At 70.5% G+C, this 21,670-nt stretch carries 20 protein-coding genes; 6 read left to right on the forward strand and 14 right to left on the reverse strand.

Annotation, left to right across the window (positions count from 1 at the left end; genetic code table 11):
* The first annotated feature begins 43 nt into the window (after positions 1 to 43).
* On the forward strand, positions 44 to 991 hold the full coding sequence (locus D7D94_RS08740; protein ID WP_156242247.1) for a sugar phosphate isomerase/epimerase family protein: 948 nt from the start codon (positions 44 to 46) through the stop codon (positions 989 to 991).
* A 3-nt stretch (positions 992 to 994) separates the two neighbouring features.
* Here the strand turns inward: D7D94_RS08740 and D7D94_RS08745 are convergent, their stop codons facing one another.
* Positions 995 to 2,017, reverse strand: coding sequence for a LacI family DNA-binding transcriptional regulator (locus tag D7D94_RS08745; RefSeq protein ID WP_156242248.1), 1,023 nt, complete (start codon positions 2,015 to 2,017; stop codon positions 995 to 997).
* 162 nt (positions 2,018 to 2,179) lie between these two features.
* Between D7D94_RS08745 and D7D94_RS08750 the strand changes: the two genes are divergently transcribed.
* The 3 genes from D7D94_RS08750 to D7D94_RS08760 all read left to right on the forward strand — a co-directional run bounded on the left by D7D94_RS08750 (position 2,180) and on the right by D7D94_RS08760 (position 5,164).
* Positions 2,180 to 3,169 (forward strand): substrate-binding domain-containing protein, encoded by a 990-nt coding sequence (locus tag D7D94_RS08750; protein WP_156242249.1) that lies wholly within the window; start codon positions 2,180 to 2,182, stop codon positions 3,167 to 3,169.
* A gap of 70 nt (positions 3,170 to 3,239) precedes the next feature.
* The gene (locus D7D94_RS08755) at positions 3,240 to 4,304 is read left to right on the forward strand and encodes an ABC transporter permease (RefSeq protein ID WP_156242250.1); all 1,065 of its coding nucleotides are present in this window, start codon (positions 3,240 to 3,242) and stop codon (positions 4,302 to 4,304) included.
* Positions 4,305 to 4,309: 5 nt separating this feature from the next.
* Positions 4,310 to 5,164 carry an ATP-binding cassette domain-containing protein gene (locus D7D94_RS08760; RefSeq protein WP_156242251.1) on the forward strand — a complete coding sequence of 285 codons (855 nt, stop codon included), beginning with the start codon at positions 4,310 to 4,312 and terminating at the stop codon, positions 5,162 to 5,164.
* A 58-nt stretch (positions 5,165 to 5,222) separates the two neighbouring features.
* Here the strand turns inward: D7D94_RS08760 and D7D94_RS08765 are convergent, their stop codons facing one another.
* The 11 genes from D7D94_RS08765 to iolC all read right to left on the reverse strand — a co-directional run bounded on the left by D7D94_RS08765 (position 5,223) and on the right by iolC (position 17,255).
* Complete coding sequence (locus tag D7D94_RS08765) at positions 5,223 to 6,224, reverse strand: Gfo/Idh/MocA family protein (RefSeq protein ID WP_156242252.1); 1,002 nt, start codon at positions 6,222 to 6,224, stop codon at positions 5,223 to 5,225.
* An 11-nt stretch (positions 6,225 to 6,235) separates the two neighbouring features.
* Positions 6,236 to 7,120 (reverse strand): sugar phosphate isomerase/epimerase family protein, encoded by an 885-nt coding sequence (locus D7D94_RS08770; protein WP_156242253.1) that lies wholly within the window; start codon positions 7,118 to 7,120, stop codon positions 6,236 to 6,238.
* Positions 7,121 to 7,149: 29 nt separating this feature from the next.
* Positions 7,150 to 7,926: an SDR family NAD(P)-dependent oxidoreductase gene (locus tag D7D94_RS08775; protein WP_156242254.1), complete on the reverse strand. Its 777-nt coding sequence runs from the start codon at positions 7,924 to 7,926 to the stop codon at positions 7,150 to 7,152.
* Positions 7,923 to 8,789, reverse strand: coding sequence for a sugar phosphate isomerase/epimerase family protein (locus D7D94_RS08780; protein WP_156242255.1), 867 nt, complete (start codon positions 8,787 to 8,789; stop codon positions 7,923 to 7,925). Before D7D94_RS08780 ends, D7D94_RS08775 begins: the two co-directional genes overlap by 4 nt.
* Positions 8,790 to 8,825: 36 nt before the next feature.
* Positions 8,826 to 9,839: a Gfo/Idh/MocA family protein gene (locus D7D94_RS08785; protein ID WP_156242256.1), complete on the reverse strand. Its 1,014-nt coding sequence runs from the start codon at positions 9,837 to 9,839 to the stop codon at positions 8,826 to 8,828.
* 26 nt (positions 9,840 to 9,865) lie between these two features.
* A complete protein-coding gene (locus D7D94_RS08790) occupies positions 9,866 to 10,771 on the reverse strand; it encodes a sugar phosphate isomerase/epimerase family protein (RefSeq protein ID WP_156242257.1) in 906 nt (301 codons plus the stop codon).
* Positions 10,772 to 10,821: 50 nt separating this feature from the next.
* On the reverse strand, positions 10,822 to 12,735 hold the full coding sequence (iolD, locus tag D7D94_RS08795; protein ID WP_156242258.1) for a 3D-(3,5/4)-trihydroxycyclohexane-1,2-dione acylhydrolase (decyclizing): 1,914 nt from the start codon (positions 12,733 to 12,735) through the stop codon (positions 10,822 to 10,824).
* A 3-nt stretch (positions 12,736 to 12,738) separates the two neighbouring features.
* Positions 12,739 to 13,635, reverse strand: a complete 897-nt coding sequence (gene iolB, locus D7D94_RS08800) for a 5-deoxy-glucuronate isomerase (RefSeq protein ID WP_156242259.1) — start codon at positions 13,633 to 13,635, stop codon at positions 12,739 to 12,741.
* Positions 13,636 to 13,862: 227 nt separating this feature from the next.
* Positions 13,863 to 15,371 (reverse strand): CoA-acylating methylmalonate-semialdehyde dehydrogenase, encoded by a 1,509-nt coding sequence (locus D7D94_RS08805; RefSeq protein ID WP_156242260.1) that lies wholly within the window; start codon positions 15,369 to 15,371, stop codon positions 13,863 to 13,865.
* Positions 15,372 to 15,403: 32 nt separating this feature from the next.
* A complete protein-coding gene (locus tag D7D94_RS08810) occupies positions 15,404 to 16,309 on the reverse strand; it encodes a class I fructose-bisphosphate aldolase (RefSeq protein WP_173024264.1) in 906 nt (301 codons plus the stop codon).
* Between the two features lies 1 nt (position 16,310).
* On the reverse strand, positions 16,311 to 17,255 hold the full coding sequence (gene iolC / locus D7D94_RS08815; protein ID WP_216648647.1) for a 5-dehydro-2-deoxygluconokinase: 945 nt from the start codon (positions 17,253 to 17,255) through the stop codon (positions 16,311 to 16,313).
* A gap of 167 nt (positions 17,256 to 17,422) precedes the next feature.
* Here iolC and D7D94_RS08820 point away from each other — a divergent pair, with 167 nt between their 5' ends.
* Positions 17,423 to 18,181 (forward strand): GntR family transcriptional regulator, encoded by a 759-nt coding sequence (locus D7D94_RS08820; RefSeq protein ID WP_156242262.1) that lies wholly within the window; start codon positions 17,423 to 17,425, stop codon positions 18,179 to 18,181.
* 45 nt (positions 18,182 to 18,226) lie between these two features.
* Here D7D94_RS08820 and D7D94_RS08825 read toward each other — a convergent pair whose 3' ends face one another.
* Positions 18,227 to 19,708 (reverse strand): glyceraldehyde-3-phosphate dehydrogenase, encoded by a 1,482-nt coding sequence (locus tag D7D94_RS08825; protein WP_156242263.1) that lies wholly within the window; start codon positions 19,706 to 19,708, stop codon positions 18,227 to 18,229.
* A 151-nt stretch (positions 19,709 to 19,859) separates the two neighbouring features.
* Positions 19,860 to 21,074 carry a multidrug effflux MFS transporter gene (locus D7D94_RS08830; RefSeq protein ID WP_156242264.1) on the reverse strand — a complete coding sequence of 405 codons (1,215 nt, stop codon included), beginning with the start codon at positions 21,072 to 21,074 and terminating at the stop codon, positions 19,860 to 19,862.
* A gap of 61 nt (positions 21,075 to 21,135) precedes the next feature.
* Here D7D94_RS08830 and D7D94_RS08835 point away from each other — a divergent pair, with 61 nt between their 5' ends.
* Positions 21,136 to 21,585, forward strand: a complete 450-nt coding sequence (locus D7D94_RS08835) for a MarR family winged helix-turn-helix transcriptional regulator (protein WP_156242265.1) — start codon at positions 21,136 to 21,138, stop codon at positions 21,583 to 21,585.
* Positions 21,586 to 21,670: the final 85 nt, after the last annotated feature.

Here is a 21,670-nt window from a genome sequence, read left to right on the forward strand (position 1 = left end):
TCAAGACAATTCGGGATTCTCACCCCCACGCGAAGGAGCGCACATGGAGATCGGCCTGCTGACGGACAGCCTCGGACACCTCGACAGGAAGGACGCCCTCGACGCAGCGGCCGCGATCGGCGCGACCCGCCTCGAGTTCGCGGCGGGCGACTGGTCGACGTCTCCGCATCTCGACCTCGAGGAGCTGCTGGCCTCCGCACCCGCGCGCGCCGCGCTCGAGCACGAGCTGGATGGCCATGGCCTCGCGCTCTCCGCGCTGAACGCCAGCGGCAACCCGCTCCACCCGCGCGAGGGCGAGCGCAACGACGCTCTCGTGCGCGGCACCATCCGGCTGGCGGGCGCCCTCGGCGTCGACACCGTGGTGCTCATGTCTGGCCTGCCCGCCGGCGCACCAGGAGATGCGACGCCGAATTGGATCACCACCTCCTGGCCGCCGGAGACGACGGAGATCCTCGAGCGCCAGTGGACGGACGTGGCACTGCCGTACTGGGAGGACCTCGCGCGCTTCGCGACGGAGCAGGGCGTGACGAAGCTCGCGGTCGAGATGCACGCGAACCAGCTGGTCTTCAGCGTGCCGAGCCTGCAGCGGCTGCGCGACGCCGTCGGGCCGATCGTCGGCGCGAACCTCGACCCGAGCCATCTCTTCTGGATGGGCGCCGACCCCCTGGCCGCGATCCAGGAGCTGTCCGGCGCCATCCACCACGTGCATGCCAAGGACACCCGCATCGAGGAGTCCGTGGCGGTCCGATCGCGCGTGGAGACCCTCACCGTGCTGCCGGTCGCCGAGCGCTCGTGGAACTACGTCACCGTCGGGCGCGGGCACGATGTCGAGTACTGGGCGCGGTTCATGGCGGCGCTGCGTGCCGCCGGCTACGACGGCACCCTCAGCATCGAGCACGAGGACCACGCCGTCGACCCGCGGCTCGGCGTCGAGGAGGCCGCGGCGACCCTGCGCGAGGCCGCCCATCGGGCGAGCATCCCGCTGCGCTGATGGTCAGTGCAGCGCTGGCGGGGGCGCCGTGCTCGCGCGCGGGATGAGCCGCGGGGCGAGCGCCCCCTGGGGCGGCAGCGCCTCCCCGGCCAGCCGGCTCAGCAGCCGAGCGGCGCCGAGCCGGCCGATCTCGCGGCTGTGCTGGTCGATGGAGCTCAGCTGCACGAGGTCAGACGCGGCGAGCGCGGTGTCGTCGTAGCCGAGAACCGACACGTCCTCGGGCACGCGCAGGCCCGCCGCGCGCACGGCGCTCATCGCGCCGAGCGCCGACAGGTCGTTGTTGGCGAAGACCGCGCTCGGAGTCTCGGAGAGGCCGAGCAGCATCTCCATCGCCCGACGCCCGCCCGCTTCCGTCATCTCCTCCTCGACCACGAGTTCGCGCAGGCCCAGCCGGCGCGCCGCGCTCGCGTACCCGGCGCGCCGATCACCGTAGGGCGATCCCTGCGGCACGGCGATGTGCGCGATCCCGCGATGACCGAGGGCATGGAGATGCTCGACGGCGAGCTCGCCCCCGCGGACCTCGTCCGCCGCCACCGAGTCGACGCCGTCGAGCAGCCGGGTGAGGGCGACCGCCGGCGTCTCGCCCGCACTGGCGAGCAGCTCCCGCCCGGTGCCCATGTAGCCGGCCACGAGAATCCCGTCCACGCGCAGGTCGGCGAACGACGCGATGGCGGCGCGCTCCGAAGCCGCCGTCGATGCGGATGTCGACGAGCCGAGGGAGACCATGAGCTGCACGCCCGCATCGGCGACCGCCTCGGCGATGCCGTCGTAGATGTCGGCGAACACCGGGTTGTGCACATCGAGCAGATACACCCCCACGGCGCCGGTCCGCTTGCTCGCGAGCCGACTGGCGAGACGGTTGGGCGAGTACCCGAGGCGACCGGCGACCTCCTGCACGCGGCGGCGCGTCGCCTCCGCGACCTTGGGCGACCCGCGCATGACGAGCGACACCAGTGCGCGCGAGACGCCGGCCTCGCGCGCCACATCGTCCATCGTGACCGCCCGCGATTCACGTGCCCGACCCATCCGGTCATCGTAGGCGAGCCCCTGGTAACGGAATTGACACAATGTCAAGACAAAAACTTGACAGCGTCGAGCGTTCCGGTCACTCTTATGTCCACCGCGTGGAAGCGGTGACGGTCGGTCGCAGGGCGAAGCAGCCCTCGACGTATCCCTGGAAGGACCACCATGAAGCTCACCACCCCCCGAAAGATCCTCGGCGCCGGCGCACTGGTCGCCGTGTTCGCCCTCACCGCCTGCAGTGGCGGCGGGGCGCAGCCGGAGGCCGGCGGAGACGGCTCCGGCGGCGGCGGAGGCGACTCGGGCTACACCTTCGCCATGGTCACGCACGAGACCCCCGGCGACACGTTCTGGGACAAGATCCGCGCGGGCGCGGAGCAGGCCGCGAAGGACACCGGCGCCAAGCTGCAGTACTCGAACGACCCGGCAGCCGACAAGCAGGCGCAGCTCATCCAGACCGCCATCGACTCCGACGTCGACGGCATCGCGACCACGCTCGCGACCCCCGACGCGCTGGCGTCGTCGGTCCAGGCGGCGGGCGAGGCGGGCATCCCGATCGTCGGCTTCAACTCCGGCATCGACCAGTACAAGGACGTCGGCGCGCTGATGTACTTCGGCTCGGACGAGACCCTCGCCGGTCGCACGGCGGGCGAGCGCATCACCGAGGACGGCGGCAAGCACCCGCTCTGCGTCATCCAGGCCGCCGGCTCCGTCGCGCTCGAGGCGCGCTGCGCGGGCGTGAAGGAAGGTGCGCCCGGCACCGAGAACATCCAGGTCAACGGCGCCGACGACTCGGCGGTCGTCGCGAGCCTCCAGGCCAAGCTGCAGCAGGACCCGTCGATCGACTACATCGTGACCCTGGGCGCCCCGATCGCCATCGACGCGCTCGACGCGATGGAGCAGTCGGGCAGCGAGGCGAAGCTCGTCACGTTCGACCTCAACGTCGACGCCGCGCAGGCGATCAAGGACGGCGAGATCGAGTTCTCGATCGACCAGCAGCCCTACGTGCAGGGCTACCTCGCGGTCACGTCGCTCTACCTGAACCTGAAGAACGGCAACGACATCGGCGGCGGCCAGCCCGTCCTCACCGGTCCCTCGTTCGTCGACTCGACGAACATCGACACCATCCTCCCGTTCGCCGAGAACAACACGCGCTGACCTCTCACCTGGTGAGCGGGGGCGCCCTCGGCGCCCCCGCTCACCCACCCCTACCCCCTAGGAGTCCCTCATGAGTCAGGCCACCACGCAGGCGCCGGTCAGCGCGCCGCATGAGTCCTCGAATCGCGTGAAGCTCGGCTGGTCCAACCGCATCCTCGCGCGGCCGGAGGTCGGCGCGGCCGTCGCCGCCGTGCTGATCTTCATCTTCTTCCTCGTCGTGGCGCCGTCGTTCCGCTCGCCCGACGCGCTCTTCACCGTCCTGTACCAGGCCTCCACGATCGGCATCGTCGCCGTCGCGGTGGGCCTGCTGATGATCGGCGGCGAGTTCGACCTCTCCGCCGGCGTCATCGTCACGAGCGCCGGGCTCTTCAACGCCCTGTTCTCGTACTACCTCGGCATCAACCTCATCGTCGGCGCGGTGGTGTCGCTCGTCTTCTGCCTCTTCGTGGGCTTCGTGAACGGCTATCTGGTGATGCGCACGGGCATCCCCAGCTTCCTCATCACACTCGGCTCGTTCTTCATCCTTCAGGGCGTGAACCTCGGCGTGACGAAGCTCGTGACGGGAGCGGTGGCGAGCCCGAACATCTCGCAGATGGACGGCTACGACCTCATGCACACGATCTTCGCCGGATCGTTCCGCATCGGGGGGATCACCATCTGGAACAGCGTCATCTACTGGCTGCTCCTCGTCGCCCTGGCGGCCTGGGTGCTCCAGCGCACGCGGATCGGCAACTGGATCTACGCCGTCGGCGGCAACGACGCGTCCGCCCGCGCGGTCGGCGTTCCCGTCATGCGCGTGAAGATCGGCCTGTTCATCACGGTGTCGTTCCTCGGCTGGTTCGTCGGCATGCACACGCTCTACCGCTTCAACACCCTGCAGGCGGGCAACGGCGTCGGCAACGAGTTCCTCTACATCATCGCCGCGGTGGTGGGCGGCACGCTCCTCACTGGCGGCTTCGGCAACGCGATCGGCGTCGCGATCGGCGCGTTCATCTTCGGCATGACCTCGCTCGGCATCGTCTACGCCGGGTGGGACCCGAACTGGTTCCGCGCGTTCCTCGGCGTCATGCTCGTGCTCGCCGTGCTCGTGAACCTCTACGTCAAGAAGCTCTCGACGACCAGGAAGGTGGGCTGATCGCCATGTCGGAGACCCTGCAGACCCACAAGCCGCTCATCCAGATGCAGGACGTCGGGAAGAGCTACGGCGCCATCCGCGCGCTCAAGGGCATCAACTTGACGGTCAACGCCGGCGAGGTCGCCTGCGTGCTCGGCGACAACGGCGCCGGCAAGTCGACGCTCATTAAGATCATGGCCGGGCTCCACCCGCACACGGAGGGGCGTCTGATCGTGAACGGCGAGGAGGCCTCGTTCAGCTCGCCGCGTGAGGCGCTCGCGCAGGGCATCGCGACCGTGTACCAGGACCTCGCGGTCGTCGGGCTCATGGAGGTGTGGCGCAACTTCTTCCTCGGGTCGGAGCTCGTCGGATCGAAGTTCCCGCTCGCCGGCATGCGCATCCGCGACATGAAGGCGATCGCCGACGCCGAGCTGCGCAAGATGGGCATCGTCGTGAAGGACCTCGACCAGCCCATCGGCACCCTCTCCGGCGGCCAGCGTCAGTGCGTGGCGATCGCCCGCGCCGTGTACTTCGGCGCGAAGGTGCTCATCCTCGACGAGCCGACGGCCGCCCTCGGCGTCAAGCAGTCGGGCGTCGTGCTCAAGTACGTCGCCGCGGCGCGCGACGCGGGCCTCGGCGTGGTCTTCATCACGCACAACCCGCACCACGCCTACCTCGTCGGCGACCACTTCGTCATCCTCAAGCTCGGGCAGGCGGTCCTCGACCGCACGCGCGACGAGGTCACCCTCGACGAGCTCACCCGGCAGATGGCGGGCGGCGACGAGCTCGCCGAGCTCAGCCACGAGCTCAAGGAGTTCGGCGGCCGCACCGAGGCCATCCGCACGGTCGAGGAGAACACCGCTCCCCGTCGTCGTCGCTGATCCCCCGCACGAGAACGGCCGCAGCTCCGAGGAGCTGCGGCCGTTCTCGTGTCTGCGGTCAGAGTGCGAGGTCGATGGCCTCCGCACGGCCGGTGATGAGCGAGCGCGCCGCCGCCTCCGCGATGGCCTGCGCCGCCAGCCCGTCGCGGAGCGTGGCGGGCATCGGCGCCGAGGTCTCCAGCGCCGACACGAACGCGCCCAGCGCGGCCGCGTACGTCGGCTGCACGCGCTCGAACCATCCGGCATGCAGGCCGTCCGACGTCGCGTGCGGGCCGCGGAAGCGCGTGACGCCGCCCGCGCGCATGCGGCCGGATTCGGCCATCCCCTCGGAGCCCAGCACCTCGATGCGCTCGTCGTACCCGTAGCCGGTGTGCCGCACGCTGTCGATCTGCACGAGCGCGCCGCTCGAGAGCCGCAGGGTCGCCGCCGACGTGTCGACGTCGCCGATCTCCGCCACCCGCGGGTCGGCGAGCGCGGATCCCGCGACGAAGACCTCGACCGGGTCGAGCCCCGTGATCCACCGCGCGAGGTCGAAGAAGTGCACGGTCTGGTCGCGCATCTGGCCGCCCGAGACCTTGAGGTACTCCAGCGGCGGCAGCGCGGGGCCGCGGGAGGTCAGCTGCACGAGCGCGACGTCGCCCACCTCCCCCGCGTCGACCAGGCGCTTGAGCTCGGCGTGGTCGCGGTCGAAGCGCCGGTTGAAGTCGACCATGACGGGGATGCCCGCCCGCTCGACGTACGCGACGGTCTCCGCCGCGCGCGCGAGGTCGAGGTCGATGGGCTTCTCCACGAGGGCGGCGAGGCCCGCGTCCGCGGCACGACGCAGGTTCTCCGCGTGCGTGTCGGTGGAGGAGGCGATGAAGACCGCGTCCACCTCGGCGGGATCGAACGCGTCGGCGAGCGTGCGGGCGGCACGGGCGCCGTGCCGCCCGGCGAGCGCCTCCGCGCGGCCGAAGTCCACGTCGTAGACGAGCCGGAAGTCGACATCCGGGTGGGCTGCGAGGCTCTGGGCGTGGACAGACCCGATGAACCCGGCGCCGATGAGAGCGAAGCGCTGCATGAGGGAGCCTTTCAGGAGACGAGGATGTGGAGCAGGCCGCGGATGGTCGTTGCCACCTCGAGGAAGTCGTGCTCGTTGGCCTTGTCGGAGAACATCTCCGACACCCACCAGCCGTCGTAGCCGGTCGACTTGATCGCGTCGATCCACTCCTGCAGGGGGATGGCCCCGCCTCCGATCATCACGTTGCGGTGCACGCTCTGATCCGGGACGTCCCTCTCGCGATCGAGACCCAGGCCATCCGAGATGTGCGCGGCCTTGATGAGCTCCTTCGGCGTCGCCGCGACTTCCTCGAGGGTGTCGCCCGTCGTCCAGTAGTGCCACGTGTCGAGCGCGATGCCGACGTTGTCGCGGCCGGCGCGCTCGATGATCTCCAGCGAGTGGCGGTGCCGGCTGAGGTTCGACCACGCGAGCGGCTCGAGGTACAGGTCCAGGCCGCGGTCCGCGACGATGTCGGCCGCCTCGCGCACGTTCGTCGCCGCCGCGTCGAGGGCGTCGCTCTCCGACAGGCCCAGCGTGCCCCGGTAGCGCAGGTCGTCGGCCGAGAGCCGGCCCGCGCGGAAGTCCTTCACGACCTCCCAGTCCACGGGTCCCGTGCACAGCTGCAGGATCGGCGCACCCACGACGACGGCGATGTCGGCCATCCGCTCGACCTCGGCGAGGAAGTCCGCGCGCGCGTCGCCCTGCCGCTCGAGGTCGAGGACCGCGCCGATGCCGGTCACCTCGAGCCCCTCGAGCAGCGGCGGCAGCGTCTCGACGGCGTAGCCGGCATCGAGGTAGCGGTACAGCTTCGGGCTCTGCAGCTCGATGCCCCCGTATCCGGCGGCCTTCGCGACGGCGATGTCGTTGACGACGTTGCCGTAGAAGGTCGTCGTGACGTTCATGGAGAGCTTGGTCATGGATGGTCCTTCGTCGTGATCGGGTCTCGTCAGGCAGGTGGGCGGGGCGTTCCGATGGACGCGGTGGTGCCGCCGTCGACGGGGAGGATCGCCCCGGTGATGTACGACGCGTCGGGGCTCGCGAGGAACAGAGCCGCGGCCGCCACCTCGGCGGGCTCGGCCGCGCGGTCCAGCGCGAGCCGGTCGACGAGGTGCGCGTGGAATGCGGGGTCGTCGAGGCGCTCGGCGGTCTGGGCGGTGCGCGTGAAGCCGGGTGCGATGGCGTTGACGCGCACGCCGGAGCGGCCCTCGTCGATCGCCATGGTCTGCACGAGGGCGTTCACGGCGGCCTTCGTCGCGCTGTAGCCGGGCTGCGCCCAGTCGCCGCCGAGACCCGCGATGGACGTGATGGCGAGGAACGTGCCGCGCGCGTCGCGCAGGTGGGGCATGCTCGCCCGCGCGAGGAACAGGGTCCCGTCGAGATTCAGCGAGCGCATCCGCTCCCACGACGCGTCGTCGAGGTCGGAGATGGCCCCGTGCTCGCTGAGACCGGCGTTGGCGATGACGACGTCGAGGCCGCCCCAGGCCGCGAGCACCTCGGCGACCGCACTCTCCACACCCTGGCGCGTGGCGACATCCGCCACCACCACGAGGGCGCGCGAAGGGGCGACCGCCGCGGTCTCCTCGAGGGTCGCGCGGGTGCGCCCGATGAGGGCCACCCGCGCTCCCTGCTCGAGGAACGCGCGTGTGATCGCCGCGCCGATGCCGGTGCCCGCTCCCGTGACGAGCACCCGGGTGCCGTCGTACGGGTAGCGCGCCCAGGTCATCCGACGAGCTCGCGCAGCCTCTGCAGCTGGTGGTGCGCCGACGCGTCGGCGTTCTCGTCCTCGGCGAACACGTTCGACACGATGAGGGCGTCCTCGCGGTCGAAGTAGCCGATCTGCTTCAGCGTGCCGAACAGCTCCGCCCAGTCCACGTCGCCGTCGCCGATGTTGAGGTGCTGGTGCACCCGCGCCGCGTTGCCGGGAGGGTTGGAGATGTACCGCAGGCCGTGCGAGCGGTGGTGGTCGAACGAGTCGGCGGCGTACACCGCGCCGAGGCGCTCCCCCACCTCGGGCAGCAGCGTGGCTGCCCGGTCGCCGTAGTGGAACGTGTGCGCGGCGACGTAGACGAAGCCCACGCGGGGGGTGTCGAGCGCGCGGATGATGCGCCACGCCTCGAGCCCGTCCTCGACGAAGTCGTCGGGGTGCGGGTCGATGTTCAGCGTCACGCCCTCCTGCTCGAGCACGGGGAGGAGCTCCTCCATCGACCGGTAGAACGCGGCCTCGGAGTCCTCCTCGCGCTCGGGGCGCCCCGAGAACTCGGTGTTCACCACGGGGGCGCCGAGCTCGGCGGCCACGCGGATGTACCGCTTCATGTTGCGCACGCCGGCCTCACGCTGCGGCTCCTCCGGCCACGAGAACCGCTGCACCGGCAGCACCGACGTGATGGTCACGCCGGCGTCCGATGCGCGCTTGCGCAGCGTGCGGATCATCGCCGAGTCCACCTTGGGGTGGTGGAAGTGGCGGCCGAAGTCCGGGTTCGGGGTCAGCTGGAGGTACTCGTACCCCAGCCGGGCCACGAGGTCCGGGAAGTCCAGCAGGTGGACGGAGTCGTTGTACGGCGTGGGGTCGAGGGCGATGCGCACCATCGGTGTTCTCCTTCGCAGCGGATGTCGGCGGCCGGGTCAGGCGTAGAAAGCCGGGCGCTCGGCGGCGTCGACCGTGTGGATGCCGCCCTCGAGGGCGCGCACGCCGGCCTCGCACGCGAGGGCGACGAGGTAGCCGTCCCAGGCGTTCGGGCCGTCGACGAGGCGGCCGTCGCGGACGGCGTCCACCCAGCGCTGGATCTCGTTGTCGTAGGCCGCGGCGAAGCGCGTGGTGAAGCTCTGGTGCTCGGCGGTCGACACGCGACCGGCCTGCCACAGCTGCAGCCCCGAAGGCTGACCGATGCGGGCCACGCCCTGCTGGAACACGGCCTCCGTGCCGACCTGGTAGCCAAACTGCACGCTCACGTTCATCTCGACGTCGACGTGCACGCCGTTCTCGAGCTCCATGAGCACGAGGATCGGCTCGCGCAGACGCTCGGGCGAGAGGTCGTTGCGGCGCGGGTACTTGACCTCGACGGTCTTGATGGGCGAGCCCGCGAGCCACGGCACGACGTCGAACTCGTGCACGACGGAGTCCGTGATGAGCATCTTCTGCGAGTAGGAGTCGGGCACGCTCGGGTTGCGGTGCACGCCGCGGAGCATGAGCAGCTCGCCGGCCTCGCCCGAGACGATGAGCTGACGCAGCTGCTCGTACTCGGCGTCGAAGCGGCGCATGAAGCCGACCTGGATGTGCGGGCGGTCGAGCTTCTGCTCGAGCTCGAGGATCTGAGCGGAGGTCGTCGAGTCCTGCGTGAGCGGCTTCTCGCACAAAATCGGCAGGCGGGCCGCGAGCGCGGGCTCGAGCACCGGCTGGTGGAACTGACCGGGCGTCGCGATGAGCACGGCGTCGACGGCGCCGGCCTCGATCGCGTCCTCGATGCGCGAGAAGGTCTGCGACCCCGGCGCGTTCTCGGCCGCGGCCGCCGCGCGGGCGGCGTCGGGCTCGATGATCGCCGAGACGAAGGCGCCGCTGATGCGGTGGGTGATGCGGGCGATGTGGTCTGCGCCCATCATGCCGGCGCCGACGACGCCGATGCGGAGGTCCTGGCTCATGATGTCTCCTGGTTCTGACGCGGGCGTCAACGGGTGCGTGCGAAGGACGTGCAGCCGAAGATGTGCTGCCGGGTGCGGGTGGCGATGCCGAGCGGGAGGTCGATGTCGACGCCGGGCATGTCCTGCTCGACGATCGCGAAGATCTCCGGGTCGATGGCCGCGACGGCCTCGATGATCGGGCCGAACTCGGGGATGCCGGCGGGCGGCTCCACCATGACGTCGATCGCGGAGTCCGCGAACGCGATGTCGTTCTTCAGCACCTCGAAGCGGTACTCCGGGTCGATCTGCTTCAGGTGCAGGTACCCGATGCGCTCGGGGTGCTCCTGGATGAGGCGCAGGTTGTCGCCGCCGTAGTACGCGTAGTGGCCGGTGTCGAGGCACAGGTTGAGGTACTGCGGGTCGGTGAGCTCGAGCAGGCGCACGACCTCGCCGCGCGTGCCGACGTGGCTGTCGGCGTGCGAGTGGAACTGCTGCTTGACGCCGTACTCCTCGAGCAGCGCCTTGCCGAGCCGGTCGTGGCCCTTGGCGAGCTTGTCCCACTGCTCGGCGTCGAGGGTGCGTGCCTCGAGCGCCTCGCCCGTCAGGTCGGAGCGCCACAGGTCGGGGATGACGACCATGTGCTCGGCGCCGACGGCCGCCGCGAGACCGGCGACCTGCACGGCCTGGTCCCAGGCGCGCTGCCACTGCTCCTCGCCCTTGTGGAACCCGGTGAACACCGTCCCCGCCGACAGCTTTAGATCGCGCTTGGCGAGCTCGTCCTGCAGCTGGTTCGGGTCGGTCGGCAGGTAGCCGTACGGGCCCAGCTCGATCCAGTTGTAGCCGGCCTTCTGGACCTCGTCCAGGAAGCGGTCCCAGGGGATCTGGCGCGGGTGCTCGGGGTACCACACGCCCCACGAGTCGGGTGCGGTGCCGATGCGGAGTCCGGTGCTCATCGTGTCCTCTTCATTGATCGACTAATTGTCTTGACAAACATACATGCAGTTCAGCCGAGGAGTGGCTTCTGCAGCTTCGCCTGCTCCTCGTACTCGACGCGCGCGCTCTGCGTGGAGTCGAGCGTCGAGACCTGCGCCACCGGCACGTCCCACCATCCCGCTCCGTCGGGAGCGTAGATCTGCGGGTCGCTGTTGATGTGGATGACCGTGGAGCGGTCGGATGCCTTCGCCTGCGCCATGGCGGCGCGGAGGTCGTCGACGGCGGACTCGGTCGGCTCGATCTCGATGACGTCGAGGCCGTAGCTGCGCGCGTTCATCGCGAGGTCGACGGGGAGCACGTCCTCGCCCTGGAAGTTGCGTGCCTGCGGGTCGTAGGCGCGGTACTTCGTGCCGAAGCGTTCGGAGCCGACCGTCTCGGAGAGGTGGCCGATCGAGGCGTAGCCGTGGTTCTGGATGAGGACCACGATGATCTTGATGCCCTCCGCCACGGCCGTGACGAGCTCGGTGTTGAGCATGAGGTACGAGCCGTCGCCGACCATGACGATGACGTCGCGCTCGGAGCCGGACTCGACCGCGCCGCGCTTCACGCCGATGCCGCCGGCGATCTCGTAGCCCATGCACGAGAACGCGTATTCGACGTGGTAGCCGAGCGGGTCGCGGACGCGCCACAGCTTGTGGAGGTCGCCCGGAAGCGAGCCGGCGGCCTGCACGACGACGTCCTGCGGGTCGCTCGCCTGCTGCACGGCGCCGATGATCTCCGGCTGACCGGGCAGGGCGAGGCCGGACGGCGCGAACGCCGCGTCCACCGTCGCATCCCACTCCGCCTTCTCGCGCGCGATGCGCTCGGCGTACTCGCCGTCGACGCGGAGGTCGGGCAGTGCGGCGATGAGCTCGTCGAGCGCCTCGCGGGCGTCGGCGATGACGGGCAACTGGGTGCCGTGCTTGTAGGCGTCGAACGCCGCGACGTTGATGTTCACGAACGTGACGTCGGGGTTCTGGAACGCCGTGCGCGAGGCCGTGGTGAAGTCGCTGTAGCGCGTGCCGATGCCGATCACGACGTCGGCTTCCGCCGCGAGGCGGTTGGCGGCGAGCGTGCCGGTCGCGCCGACGCCGCCGAGGTTCTGCGGGTGGTCCCAGTTGAGGACGCCGCCGCCGGCCTGCGAGGTGCCGACCGGGATGCCCGTGGCCTCGACGAACGCGCGCAGCTCGCGCTCCGCGTCGGAGTAGAGGACGCCGCCGCCGGCGACGAGGAAGGGGCGCTTGGCGGCGCGGATGGCCTGCACGGCCTGGGCGAACGCGTCGCGATCCGGGCGCGGCCGGCGGATGCGCCACTCGCGATCCTGCAGGAACTCCAGCGGCACGTCGAGCGCCTCGGCCTGCACGTCCTCGGGGAGGGCGATCGTCACGGCGCCGGTCTCGGCGGGGTCGGTCAGCACGCGCATCGCGGCGAGCGCGATGGAGAACAGCTGCTCGGGGCGCTGCACGCGGTCGAAGAAGCGCGAGACCGGGCGGAAGGCGTCGGTCACCTGGATGCCCAGGTCGTGCGGGTGCTCGAGCTGCTGCAGCACGGGGTCCGCCACGCGCGTGGCGAACGTGTCGCTCGGCAGCAGCAGCGCCGGGAGCCGGTTGGCCGTGGCGAGCGCCGCGCCGGTGAGCATGTTGGCCGCGCCCGGGCCCACGGAGGCCGCCGAGGCGTAGGTGCCCAGGCGGCGGTGCATGCGCGCGTAGCCGACGGCCTGGTGCACCATCGCCTGCTCGTTGCGGGCCTGGTAGTACGGCATGAGCTCGGGCTGCTCGTGATTGAACTGCTTGAGCGCCTGGCCGATGCCGGCGACGTTGCCGTGGCCGAAGATGCCGAAGACGCCGGGGATCGTCCGCTCGCGGTGGTCGCCGTCGACGGTCCACTGGTGCGCCAGGAACTCGACGAGCGCCTGGCTCACGGTCATCCGCTTGGTGCCGCCCATGGGTCAGCCTTTCTCGTAGGGGAGGCGGGAGTCGAACTCCTGACCCTCCCAGGTCTCGCGCACCCAGGCGTGTCCCGGGTCGTCGCTGATCAGCCAGGCGCGCTCCGCATCGGGGCCCGCCATCACGTTGAGGTAGTAGAGGTCGTACCCGGGGGCCGCCACGGCGGGGCCGTGGTAGCCGAACGGGACGAGGGCGACGTCGCCCGTGCGCACCTGCGCGTTGATGTCGATCGCGCCGGCCGGCGACGAGTAGGTGCTGAACATGCCAAAGGACGCCTCCTGCGTGCCCTTCTCGCCGCCCACGCGGGACGGCGCGGTCTCGAAGTAGTAGATCTCCTCAAGACGCGACTCGTGGCCGGGCTTGTGCTCGTCGTGCTTGTGCGGCGGGTACGACGACCAGTTCTCCGCCGGGGTGATGACCTCGCACACGATGAACCGCGCGGCGTCGAGCGCCTGCGGCGTGCCGAAGTTGTGCACCTGACGGCTGGACGCCCCCGCGCCCCGCAGCTCGACCGGGGTGTCCGCGGCCGGGATGACCCGCGTCGGGAAGACCTCGTCGGTCGGCGAGGTCGCGACCGCCACGCGGCCTTCGCCGCTCAGGATGGCCGTGGCCGCGCTGGAGAGGTACGCCACGTCGGTCGGACCGTGGAACACCGACGGACGACCCGCGAGGGCGATCTCGTCATCGCTCCCGCCCTCGCTGACACGGAGCGCGAACGAGCCGGACAGCGGCACGACGAGCTTCTCGACGCCGGCCTCGAGCGCGAGCTCCTCCCCCGCCTCCAGCCGCGCGACGCGCAGGCCGGTGTGGGCCCATCCCTCGATCGACCCGTCGACGACGGTCTCCCAGCCGTCGCGCGCGAGCGCGCCCCGGGTGTGGAACCAGCGCTGTTCGGTCATGTGCGTGTCTCTCCTTGGTGGTCGTCTACCCGCGGTCGGACGTTGAGCCCCTGCCGGACGTTGAGCGAGCGAGGAACGAGCGAGACGAAACGCGGTGACCGCGTCTCGAGATCGGCTCACGGCGTTTCGTCTCGCTTCGCTCGCTCAACGTCCGGGGGCTGGAGCCCCCGGAGCTCAACGTCCGGGGCTGGAGCCCCCGGAGCTCAACGTCCGGGGGCTGGAGCCCGTCAGTCGTTCTGGGGGAAGCCCAGGTTGATGCCGCCGTGCGTGGCGGGGTCGAGCCAGCGGCTCGTGATCGCCTTCTCACGCGTGAAGAAGTCGAACCCGTGCACACCGTACGCCTTCGCGTCGCCGAAGAGCGAGGCCTTCCAGCCGCCGAACGAGTGGTACGCGACCGGCACGGGGATCGGCACGTTGATGCCGATCATGCCGACCTGGATCTCGTGCTGGAAGCGGCGAGCCGCTCCCCCGTCGTTGGTGAAGATCGCGGTGCCGTTGCCGAACTGACCGGAGTTGATCAGGTCGACGCCCTCCTGGAAGCTCTCCACGCGGATGACCTGCAGCACGGGGCCGAAGATCTCCTCCTGGTAGGCGCGCGACGTCGTGGGCAGCTCGTCGATGAGGGTCGGGCCGAAGAAGAACCCGTCCTCGTGGCCGTCCACGCGGAAGTCGCGTCCGTCGACGACGATCTTCGCGCCATCCGCTTCGGCGATGTCGACATAGCCGGCGACCTTGTCGCGGTGCTGCGCCGTGATGAGCGGGCCCATGTCGGGCTCGACGCCGTCGACGCCCGCGCCGTTGCCGATGCGGAGGTTGGCGATGCGCTCGGAGATCTTCGCGATGAGCTCGTCGGCCACCGGCTCGACGGCCAGAACGACCGAGACCGCCATGCAGCGCTCGCCGGCCGCGCCGTAGCCCGCGTTCACGGCCTGGTCGGCGACGAGGTCGAGGTCGGCGTCGGGGAGGACCAGCATGTGGTTCTTCGCGCCGCCGAGGGCCTGCACGCGCTTGCCGTGCTTGGAGGCCGTCTCGTAGATGTACTGCGCGATGGGGGTCGACCCGACGAACGAGATCGACTGCACGCGGGGGTCGGTCAGGAGGCCGTCGACGGCCTCCTTGTCGCCCTGGAGAACGGTGAAGACGCCGTCGGGGAGACCGGCCTCCTTCCACAGCTCGGCCATCCACAGCGCCGCGGAGGGGTCCTTCTCGCTGGGCTTGAGGACGACCGAGTTGCCGGCCGCTATCGCGACGGGGAAGAACCACATCGGGACCATCGCGGGGAAGTTGAACGGGCTGATGATGCCCACGACGCCCAGGGGCTGCTTGATCGAGTAGACGTCGATGCCCGTGGAGGCGTTCTCGCTGAAGGCGCCCTTGATGAGGTGCGGGAACCCGGTGGCGAGCTCGACGACCTCCTGGCCGCGGAGGATCTCGCCCATCGCGTCGGAGAGCACCTTGCCGTGCTCGGCGGTGATGATCGCCGCGAGCTCCTTCTTGCGCGCGTTCAGCAGCTCGCGGAACGCGAACATGACCGTCTGGCGCTTGGCCATCGACAGGCGGCTCCAGACCTCGAAGCCGCGCTGCGCGGAGGCGAGGGCCTCCTCGATCTCGGCGGCGTCGGCGAGGGAGAGCTCGGCGCTCTGGGCGCCGGTGGCGGGGTTGTAGACCGGCGCGGTGCGGCCCGAGCGCGAGGCGCGGTGCGCGCCGTCGATCCAGTGTCCGATGGTGTTGGTCATGAGATGTCCTTCGGTGAGGTGGGGCGGATGCGTCAGACGGCGGCGGGCAGCGAGGTGTGCACGAGACGGGCCGCCGTGTCGACGGCCGCGGCGACGTCGCCGTCGGGCGGGTAGAGGAGGGTGCGGCCGACGGTGAGGCCCTTGACGCCGGGCAGCGCGAGAGCGCCCTCCCAGGCGGCGAACGTCTCATCGGGGTCGGCACCGGAGTCGCCGCCGAGCAGCAGCGTGGGCATGGTGGTCGCGGCCATGACGCGCTCCATGTCGTCGACGACCGGCAGCTTCATCCACGTGTAGGAGCTGTCGGCGCCGAGGCCCGACGCAATCGCGACCGAGAGGATCACGGCGTCGGTCGAGAGGTCGTTCACGATCCGGCCATCGCGCCAGTGGCTCATGAACGGCTCGAGCATGATGGGCAGCCGCGCGGCGGCGGCCTCGCCCACGGCCTTCGCCGTCGCCTCGAGCGTGGGGGCGGTGCCCGGGTCGTCGAGGTTCACGCGGATGAGCGTCTTGGCGAAGTCGATGCCCTTGGCGCTCATCGTCGCCACGTCGTACGCGCCGTAGCGGTCGTCCATCTCGAACGAGGCGCCGCGCAGTCCGCCGCGGTTCATCGAGCCCACGACGACCTTGTCGTCGAGGAGGCCGAGGGCCGCGAGGTCGTCGATGATGTCGGGGGTGCCGAGCACGCCGTCGACGCCGGGGTGGCTGAGGGCGGTCGCGAGGCGCTCGAGCAGCGTGTAGCGGTTCGCCATTGCGGTGGCTTCGCTGCCGACCGCGAGGGCCCCGCGGGCCGGGTGGTCGGCGGCGATGATGAACAGGCGGCCGTCGCCCTGCAGCACGTCGCGACGACGGCGCGAGGAGAAGGCCTCGCCGATCTCGTGCGGGCGCTGCGCGCGGATGTCGCGCAGACGCGCGAAGTCGGCCTCGGTGAGTGTGGTCATCTCAGGCTCCCTGCAGCAGGTTCTCGACCTCTTCGGCCGTGGGCATGGCGGTGGAGCACTCGCGACGCGATGCGACGACGGCTCCGGCGACGTTGGCGAAGCGCAGCGTGCGCTCCAGACCCCATCCTTCGAGGAGGCCGTGGCAGAGGGCGCCGCCGAAGGCGTCGCCGGCGCCGAGGCCGTTGATGACCTCGACCGCGTGGACGGGCACCTGGACGACCTCATCGCGGGTCTTCGCGAGCACGCCCTTGGGGCCCTGCTTGACGATGGCGATCTCGACGCCCCGCTCGAGGAGCGCGTCGGCCGCGCGCTGCGGCTCGGTCTCGCCGACCGCGACCTGACACTCCTCGCGGTTGCCGACGGCGACGGTGACCTTGTCGAGCACCTGCCCGATCTGCTCGGTCGCGAGCGAGGGGTCCTCCCAGAACATCGGGCGGTAGTCGAGGTCGAGGATGGTGTGGGTCCGACGCTCGCGGGCGGCGAGGGCGGTGTGGTGCGCCTCGCGGCTCGGCTCCTCGCTCAGGCCCGTCGTCGTGAACCAGAAGATGCGGGCGTCGCGCACGGCGTCGAGGTCGATCTGCGCGGCGTCGACGTTCATGTCGGGAGCCTTGGGCTCCCGGTAGAAGTAGAGCGGGAAGTCGTCCGGCGGGAAGATCTCGCAGAACGTGACCGGGGTGTTCAGCGTCGGGTCGGTCGCCACGTAGCGGTTGTCGACGCCGAGGCGCGTCAGCTCGCCGAGGAGATAGCGACCGAAGGGGTCGTCTCCCACGCGGGACACGAGCGCCGAGTGGTGCCCGTAGCGCGCGGCGGCGACGGTCACGTTGCCGGCGGTTCCGCCGAGGTACTTGCCGAAGGTCTCGACCTTCTCGAGTCCGACACCGTCCTGCAGCGGGTAGATGTCGACGCCGAGGCGGCCGATCGCGAGAACGTCGGGTGAGTTGCTCATCGTCATGCTCCGTTGTCCTGACTGGGCGGCTCCGCCCGGCTTACGTCTATGTCATGACAATATCACAAGCAGGCCGACGCGCAAGGGGGAAGTTCGACATGACAAAGACCGGGCCTAGTAACGTTGTCCCAACAAAGGCCGAGCGACGGCCGAGAAGGAGCGCCCTCATGGCAGAGCCGGCAGTGTGGCCAGACGAACTGTTCGCCGATCTCGAGCGGACGGGCCCGGTGCCCCTCTACTTCCAGGTGTCCAGCCGGCTCGAGGCGGCCATCCGCAACGGGACCATCCCCGCCGGCGCGCGCCTCGAGAACGAGATCGAGATCGGCCACCGCCTCGGGCTGTCGCGCCCGACCGTGCGCCGCGCCATCCAGGAGCTCGTCGACAAGGGCCTTCTCGTCCGCCGCCGCGGGATCGGCACGCAGGTCGTGCAGGGTCAGGTCACCCGGCAGGTCGAGCTGACGAGTCTCTACGAGGACCTGCAGAACACGCAGCACGCGCCCACGACGCGCGTGCTCACGCGCGACCTCCGCGCGGCGCCCGCCGACGTCGCCGAGCAGCTGGGCGTGCCGGTCGGCTCCGAGGCGCTGTACCTCCGCCGCCAGCGCAGCACCGACGGCGTGCCGGTCGCGCTGCTGGAGAACTGGCTGCCCAGCGACTTCGCCGACATCTCCCTCGAGCTCCTCGAAGAGCAGGGGCTGTACCAGATCCTGCGATCGCGCGGCGTGACCATCCGGGTCGCCAAGCAGCGCATCGGCGCGCGGCGCGAGCACGGCGACGAGGCGGAGCTGCTCGACGTCGACAAGGGCGGGCCGCTGCTCACGATGGAGCGCGTCGCCTACGACTCGTCAGGACGCGCCGTCGAATTCGGGCACCACTGCTACCGGCCCGACATGTACAGCTTCGAGACGACGCTCGTCGCGAAGTAGCGGCGGCCAGGGCGGCGGCCGGGCGAGCCCCGGCCGCGCGCGGGCTCAGACCGGAACGGGCTCCGCCCCCAGCACGACCGGCTCGCGCACCGGGAGGATCGTCGGGTGCACGTTCGCCATCTTCTCCAGCACTCGCACCACCTGGCACGAGTATCCGTACTCGTTGTCGTACCAGACATAGAGCACGACGCTCTCCTCGCCCGCGATCGTCGCGAGGCCGTCGACGATGCCGGCGCGGTTGCTGCCGACGAAGTCCGTCGAGACCACCTCGGGCGACTCGACGTAGTCGATCTGCTGACGCAGCGGCGAGGTGAGCGAGGTCTGCCGCAGGAAGGCGTTGACCTCGTCCTTGGTCGTCGGCCGCGCGAGCTGCAGGTTGAGGATGGCCAGGGAGACATCCGGGGTGGGGACGCGGATGGCGCTGCCCGACAGGCGACCCGCCAGCTGCGGCAGCGCCTTGGCGACGGCCTTCGCGGCTCCGGTCTCGGCGATGACCATGTTGAGCGCGGCGGAGCGGCCACGACGGTCGCCCTTGTGGAAGTTGTCGATGAGGTTCTGGTCGTTCGTGTAGGAGTGCACGGTCTCGACGTGCCCGTGGCGGATGCCGAACGCCTCGTCGACGGCCGCGAGCATCGGCGTGATCGCGTTCGTCGTGCACGACGCCGCCGACAGGATGACGTCGTCGGCCGAGATATCGTCGCTGTTGATGCCGGAGACGATGTTCTTGATCGCGCCCTTGCCGGGCGCCGTGAGGAGCACTCGAGAGACGCCGCGGGCGCGGAGGTGCTGCCCGAGGCCCTCCTCGTCGCGCCAGCGCCCGGTGTTGTCGACGACGATCGCGTCCTCGATGCCGTAGCGCGTGTAGTCGACCTCGGCGGGGTCGTTCGCGTAGATGAACTGGATGAGCGTGCCGTTGGCGAGGAGGGTGTCATTCTCCTCGTCGACCTCGATGGCGCCGGCGAAGGGGCCGTGCACCGAGTCGCGGCGCAGCAGGCTCGCGCGCTTGAGGAGGTCGTTCTCCGAGCCGCGGCGGACGACCACGGCCCGCAGCCGGAGGCCCGAGCCGTCGCCCTGGTGGGCGACGAGGATCCGCGCGAGCAGCCGCCCGATCCGTCCGAAGCCGTAGAGGACGACGTCCGTCGGCTTCGCGTCGCGCGCCTCGAGCACGGGCGCGAGCTCCTGGCGGAGGAAGTCCACGAGGTCCGTCGTGCCGTACGAGCCGCCGCGCGCGTCGAACCGCGCGACGAGACGCGCCACGTCGACCGAGGCGGGCCCGGGGCGGAGCGCTTCCAGCGCCTCGAGCACGGCGAAGGTCTTCTCCGGACGCAGCGCGTCGCCGCCGTGCTCGCGGGTGTCGCGGTGCGTGCGCAGGATCTCGACCGGCGAGATGTTCAGCAGGCGACGACCGTGGATGGACGTGACCACTCCCAGCTCGCGGTACAGGCGCCCGATCAGCGGGATCATCCGCTCAGCGAGCTCCTCCCGCGCGATCCACTCGGCACGGCGGGCTTCGAACTGCTGGCTCACGCTGGTCGTCTCCTTCGATCGGCGGGCACCCGTGCCCGCATCCTCCGTGGTTCCACGGTAGGGCGGTCGAGATGTTTCTTTCCGCGAAGCGACGACGCAAGAAACGCGACTCTTTACCTATCAGAAAGGGCGCGTCACCGCGGGTAGGGCTTCAGGCGCTCCGCCCAGCCACGCGGAAGGCCGCCAGAGCGACGATGGCCGACACTGCCATCACGAGACCGCACGGCACCGCGGTCGTCTCGCCGCCGAGCCCCACGAGCGGCGAGACGAGCGCCGCGAGGCCGAACTGCAGCGCGCCGAGCACGGCGGAGGCCATCCCCGCCACCCCGGGCGCGGCCCCCTGCGCGAGCGCGGTGGCGTTGCCGAGCACGAACCCGAGCGGAGCGATCGCGAGGAAGACCGCCACGGCGAGCAGCCACACCGGCGCAGCGGTCAGAGCGATCACCAGGAAGAGGACCGACCCGACAAGGGCGCCCGAGAGCCCCCAGCCGAGGAGCCGGCGCGGCGCGACGCGGGCTGCAAGGCTGGCGGACAGCGCACTGGTGAGCATGAGGGCGAGCGCGTTGACGCCGAAGAGGAGACCGTACTGCATCTCGTCGAGCCCCATCATCGACTGATAGAGGAACGGAGACGCGGAGATGTAGGCCATCATCACGGCGAAGGCGAACGCGAACGCGAACGCGTAGCCGAGGTACCCGCGCGTGCGGAGCGCGCGCGCACCGCCATCCGCCCCGTTCGCTTGCCGCACACGCGAGGACGCGGGAGAGGTCTCGCGCACGACGAGGATGACGGCCATCAGCATGAGCACCGCGATCCCGAGGACCACGCCCAGCACTCCGCGCCACCCGAGCGGTCCCGAGATGAGGCCCCCGACCAGCGGCGCGATCACGGGGGCCACTCCGCCGACGATCATCATGAGGCTGAACGCGCGGGCGGCCGCGGCGCCGGTCGCGAGGTCGGAGATGATCGCGCGTCCGAGCACCATGCCCGCAGCCCCGGCGAGCCCCTGCACGACCCGCGCCACCACGAGCACCTCCAGCGTGGGCGCGAACATCGCGACGACGCTGGACAGCACGAGCGCAACGGCGCCGACGAGAAGCGGGCCATGACGACCGACGCGGTCCGACAGCGGACCGAAGACGAGCTGACCGGCGGCGACCCCGATGAGGAAGCCCGTCAGCGTGAGCTGGACACCCGTTGCATCGGCCGCCAGGTCGGCGGCCATCTGCGGGAAGGCCGGCAGATAGAGGTCGGTCGCGAATGGCGCCACTGCTGACAGCAGCGCCAGCACCAGCAGGAGTCCGACGCCGATCGCGCCTTCCCTCCGGGCTCGTGCGGATGGCTGTTCGATCGTTCCCGTGCTCATACGCCCCTCAATCAGTTATGTGTGCATAACCGTATCATCCGAGGCGGATAGGCTCGTCTACATGTCCGACGCCGCCGATGCTCAGCTCGCCGATCTCGCAGATGCCGTGCTGACGCTGGCTCGTGAAATCGAGCTCCACCTCCTCGAGGACTCGGAGATCATCACCCTCACGGCCACGGCGCGGATGGTCCTGCGTCATGTCCACCACCATCCGGCGTCCTCCCCCAGCGAGATCGGCGTCCGACTGGGCGTGAAGCGCCCCAACGTGAGCGAGGCGCTGCGCCAGCTCGAGCACCTCGGACTGATCACGCGCACTCGGCCGGACGGCGACGGACGCGGCGTCGTCGTCAGCATCACGCAGCTCGCCGAGGACAACCTGTCGCGGATCCGCCGGGTGTGGGCCGACGCCCTCGCGCCCGCTCTGCGGCTCGACCTCGACGTCCCGGAGCTCGACCGCCGCCTGCGAGCACTGGTCGACGTCGTCGTCGCGCGTCGGACCGGGCAGCTCTGAGCGTCGCCGGCGGCGGCGCCTGCTGGCCTTGCTTCCGAGCGACGTCTGTAGGCTGAATCGGACATCCGCCGATCACGTCGGCCAA

Origin of the sequence: Microbacterium oryzae (genome assembly GCF_009735645.1) — a bacterium.
Lineage (GTDB): Bacteria > Actinomycetota > Actinomycetes > Actinomycetales > Microbacteriaceae > Microbacterium > Microbacterium oryzae.

Coding starts and splice junctions, on each gene's coding strand:
- D7D94_RS08740 (WP_156242247.1), top strand. CDS start 44: ATGGAGATCGGCCTGCTGACGGACAGCCTCGGACACCTCGACAGGAAG.
- D7D94_RS08745 (WP_156242248.1), bottom strand. CDS start 2,017: ATGGGTCGGGCACGTGAATCGCGGGCGGTCACGATGGACGATGTGGCG.
- D7D94_RS08750 (WP_156242249.1), top strand. CDS start 2,180: ATGAAGCTCACCACCCCCCGAAAGATCCTCGGCGCCGGCGCACTGGTC.
- D7D94_RS08755 (WP_156242250.1), top strand. CDS start 3,240: ATGAGTCAGGCCACCACGCAGGCGCCGGTCAGCGCGCCGCATGAGTCC.
- D7D94_RS08760 (WP_156242251.1), top strand. CDS start 4,310: ATGTCGGAGACCCTGCAGACCCACAAGCCGCTCATCCAGATGCAGGAC.
- D7D94_RS08765 (WP_156242252.1), bottom strand. CDS start 6,224: ATGCAGCGCTTCGCTCTCATCGGCGCCGGGTTCATCGGGTCTGTCCAC.
- D7D94_RS08770 (WP_156242253.1), bottom strand. CDS start 7,120: ATGACCAAGCTCTCCATGAACGTCACGACGACCTTCTACGGCAACGTC.
- D7D94_RS08775 (WP_156242254.1), bottom strand. CDS start 7,926: ATGACCTGGGCGCGCTACCCGTACGACGGCACCCGGGTGCTCGTCACG.
- D7D94_RS08780 (WP_156242255.1), bottom strand. CDS start 8,789: ATGGTGCGCATCGCCCTCGACCCCACGCCGTACAACGACTCCGTCCAC.
- D7D94_RS08785 (WP_156242256.1), bottom strand. CDS start 9,839: ATGAGCCAGGACCTCCGCATCGGCGTCGTCGGCGCCGGCATGATGGGC.
- D7D94_RS08790 (WP_156242257.1), bottom strand. CDS start 10,771: ATGAGCACCGGACTCCGCATCGGCACCGCACCCGACTCGTGGGGCGTG.
- iolD (WP_156242258.1), bottom strand. CDS start 12,735: ATGGGCGGCACCAAGCGGATGACCGTGAGCCAGGCGCTCGTCGAGTTC.
- iolB (WP_156242259.1), bottom strand. CDS start 13,635: ATGACCGAACAGCGCTGGTTCCACACCCGGGGCGCGCTCGCGCGCGAC.
- D7D94_RS08805 (WP_156242260.1), bottom strand. CDS start 15,371: ATGACCAACACCATCGGACACTGGATCGACGGCGCGCACCGCGCCTCG.
- D7D94_RS08810 (WP_173024264.1), bottom strand. CDS start 16,309: ATGACCACACTCACCGAGGCCGACTTCGCGCGTCTGCGCGACATCCGC.
- iolC (WP_216648647.1), bottom strand. CDS start 17,255: ATGAGCAACTCACCCGACGTTCTCGCGATCGGCCGCCTCGGCGTCGAC.
- D7D94_RS08820 (WP_156242262.1), top strand. CDS start 17,423: ATGGCAGAGCCGGCAGTGTGGCCAGACGAACTGTTCGCCGATCTCGAG.
- D7D94_RS08830 (WP_156242264.1), bottom strand. CDS start 21,074: ATGAGCACGGGAACGATCGAACAGCCATCCGCACGAGCCCGGAGGGAA.
- D7D94_RS08835 (WP_156242265.1), top strand. CDS start 21,136: ATGTCCGACGCCGCCGATGCTCAGCTCGCCGATCTCGCAGATGCCGTG.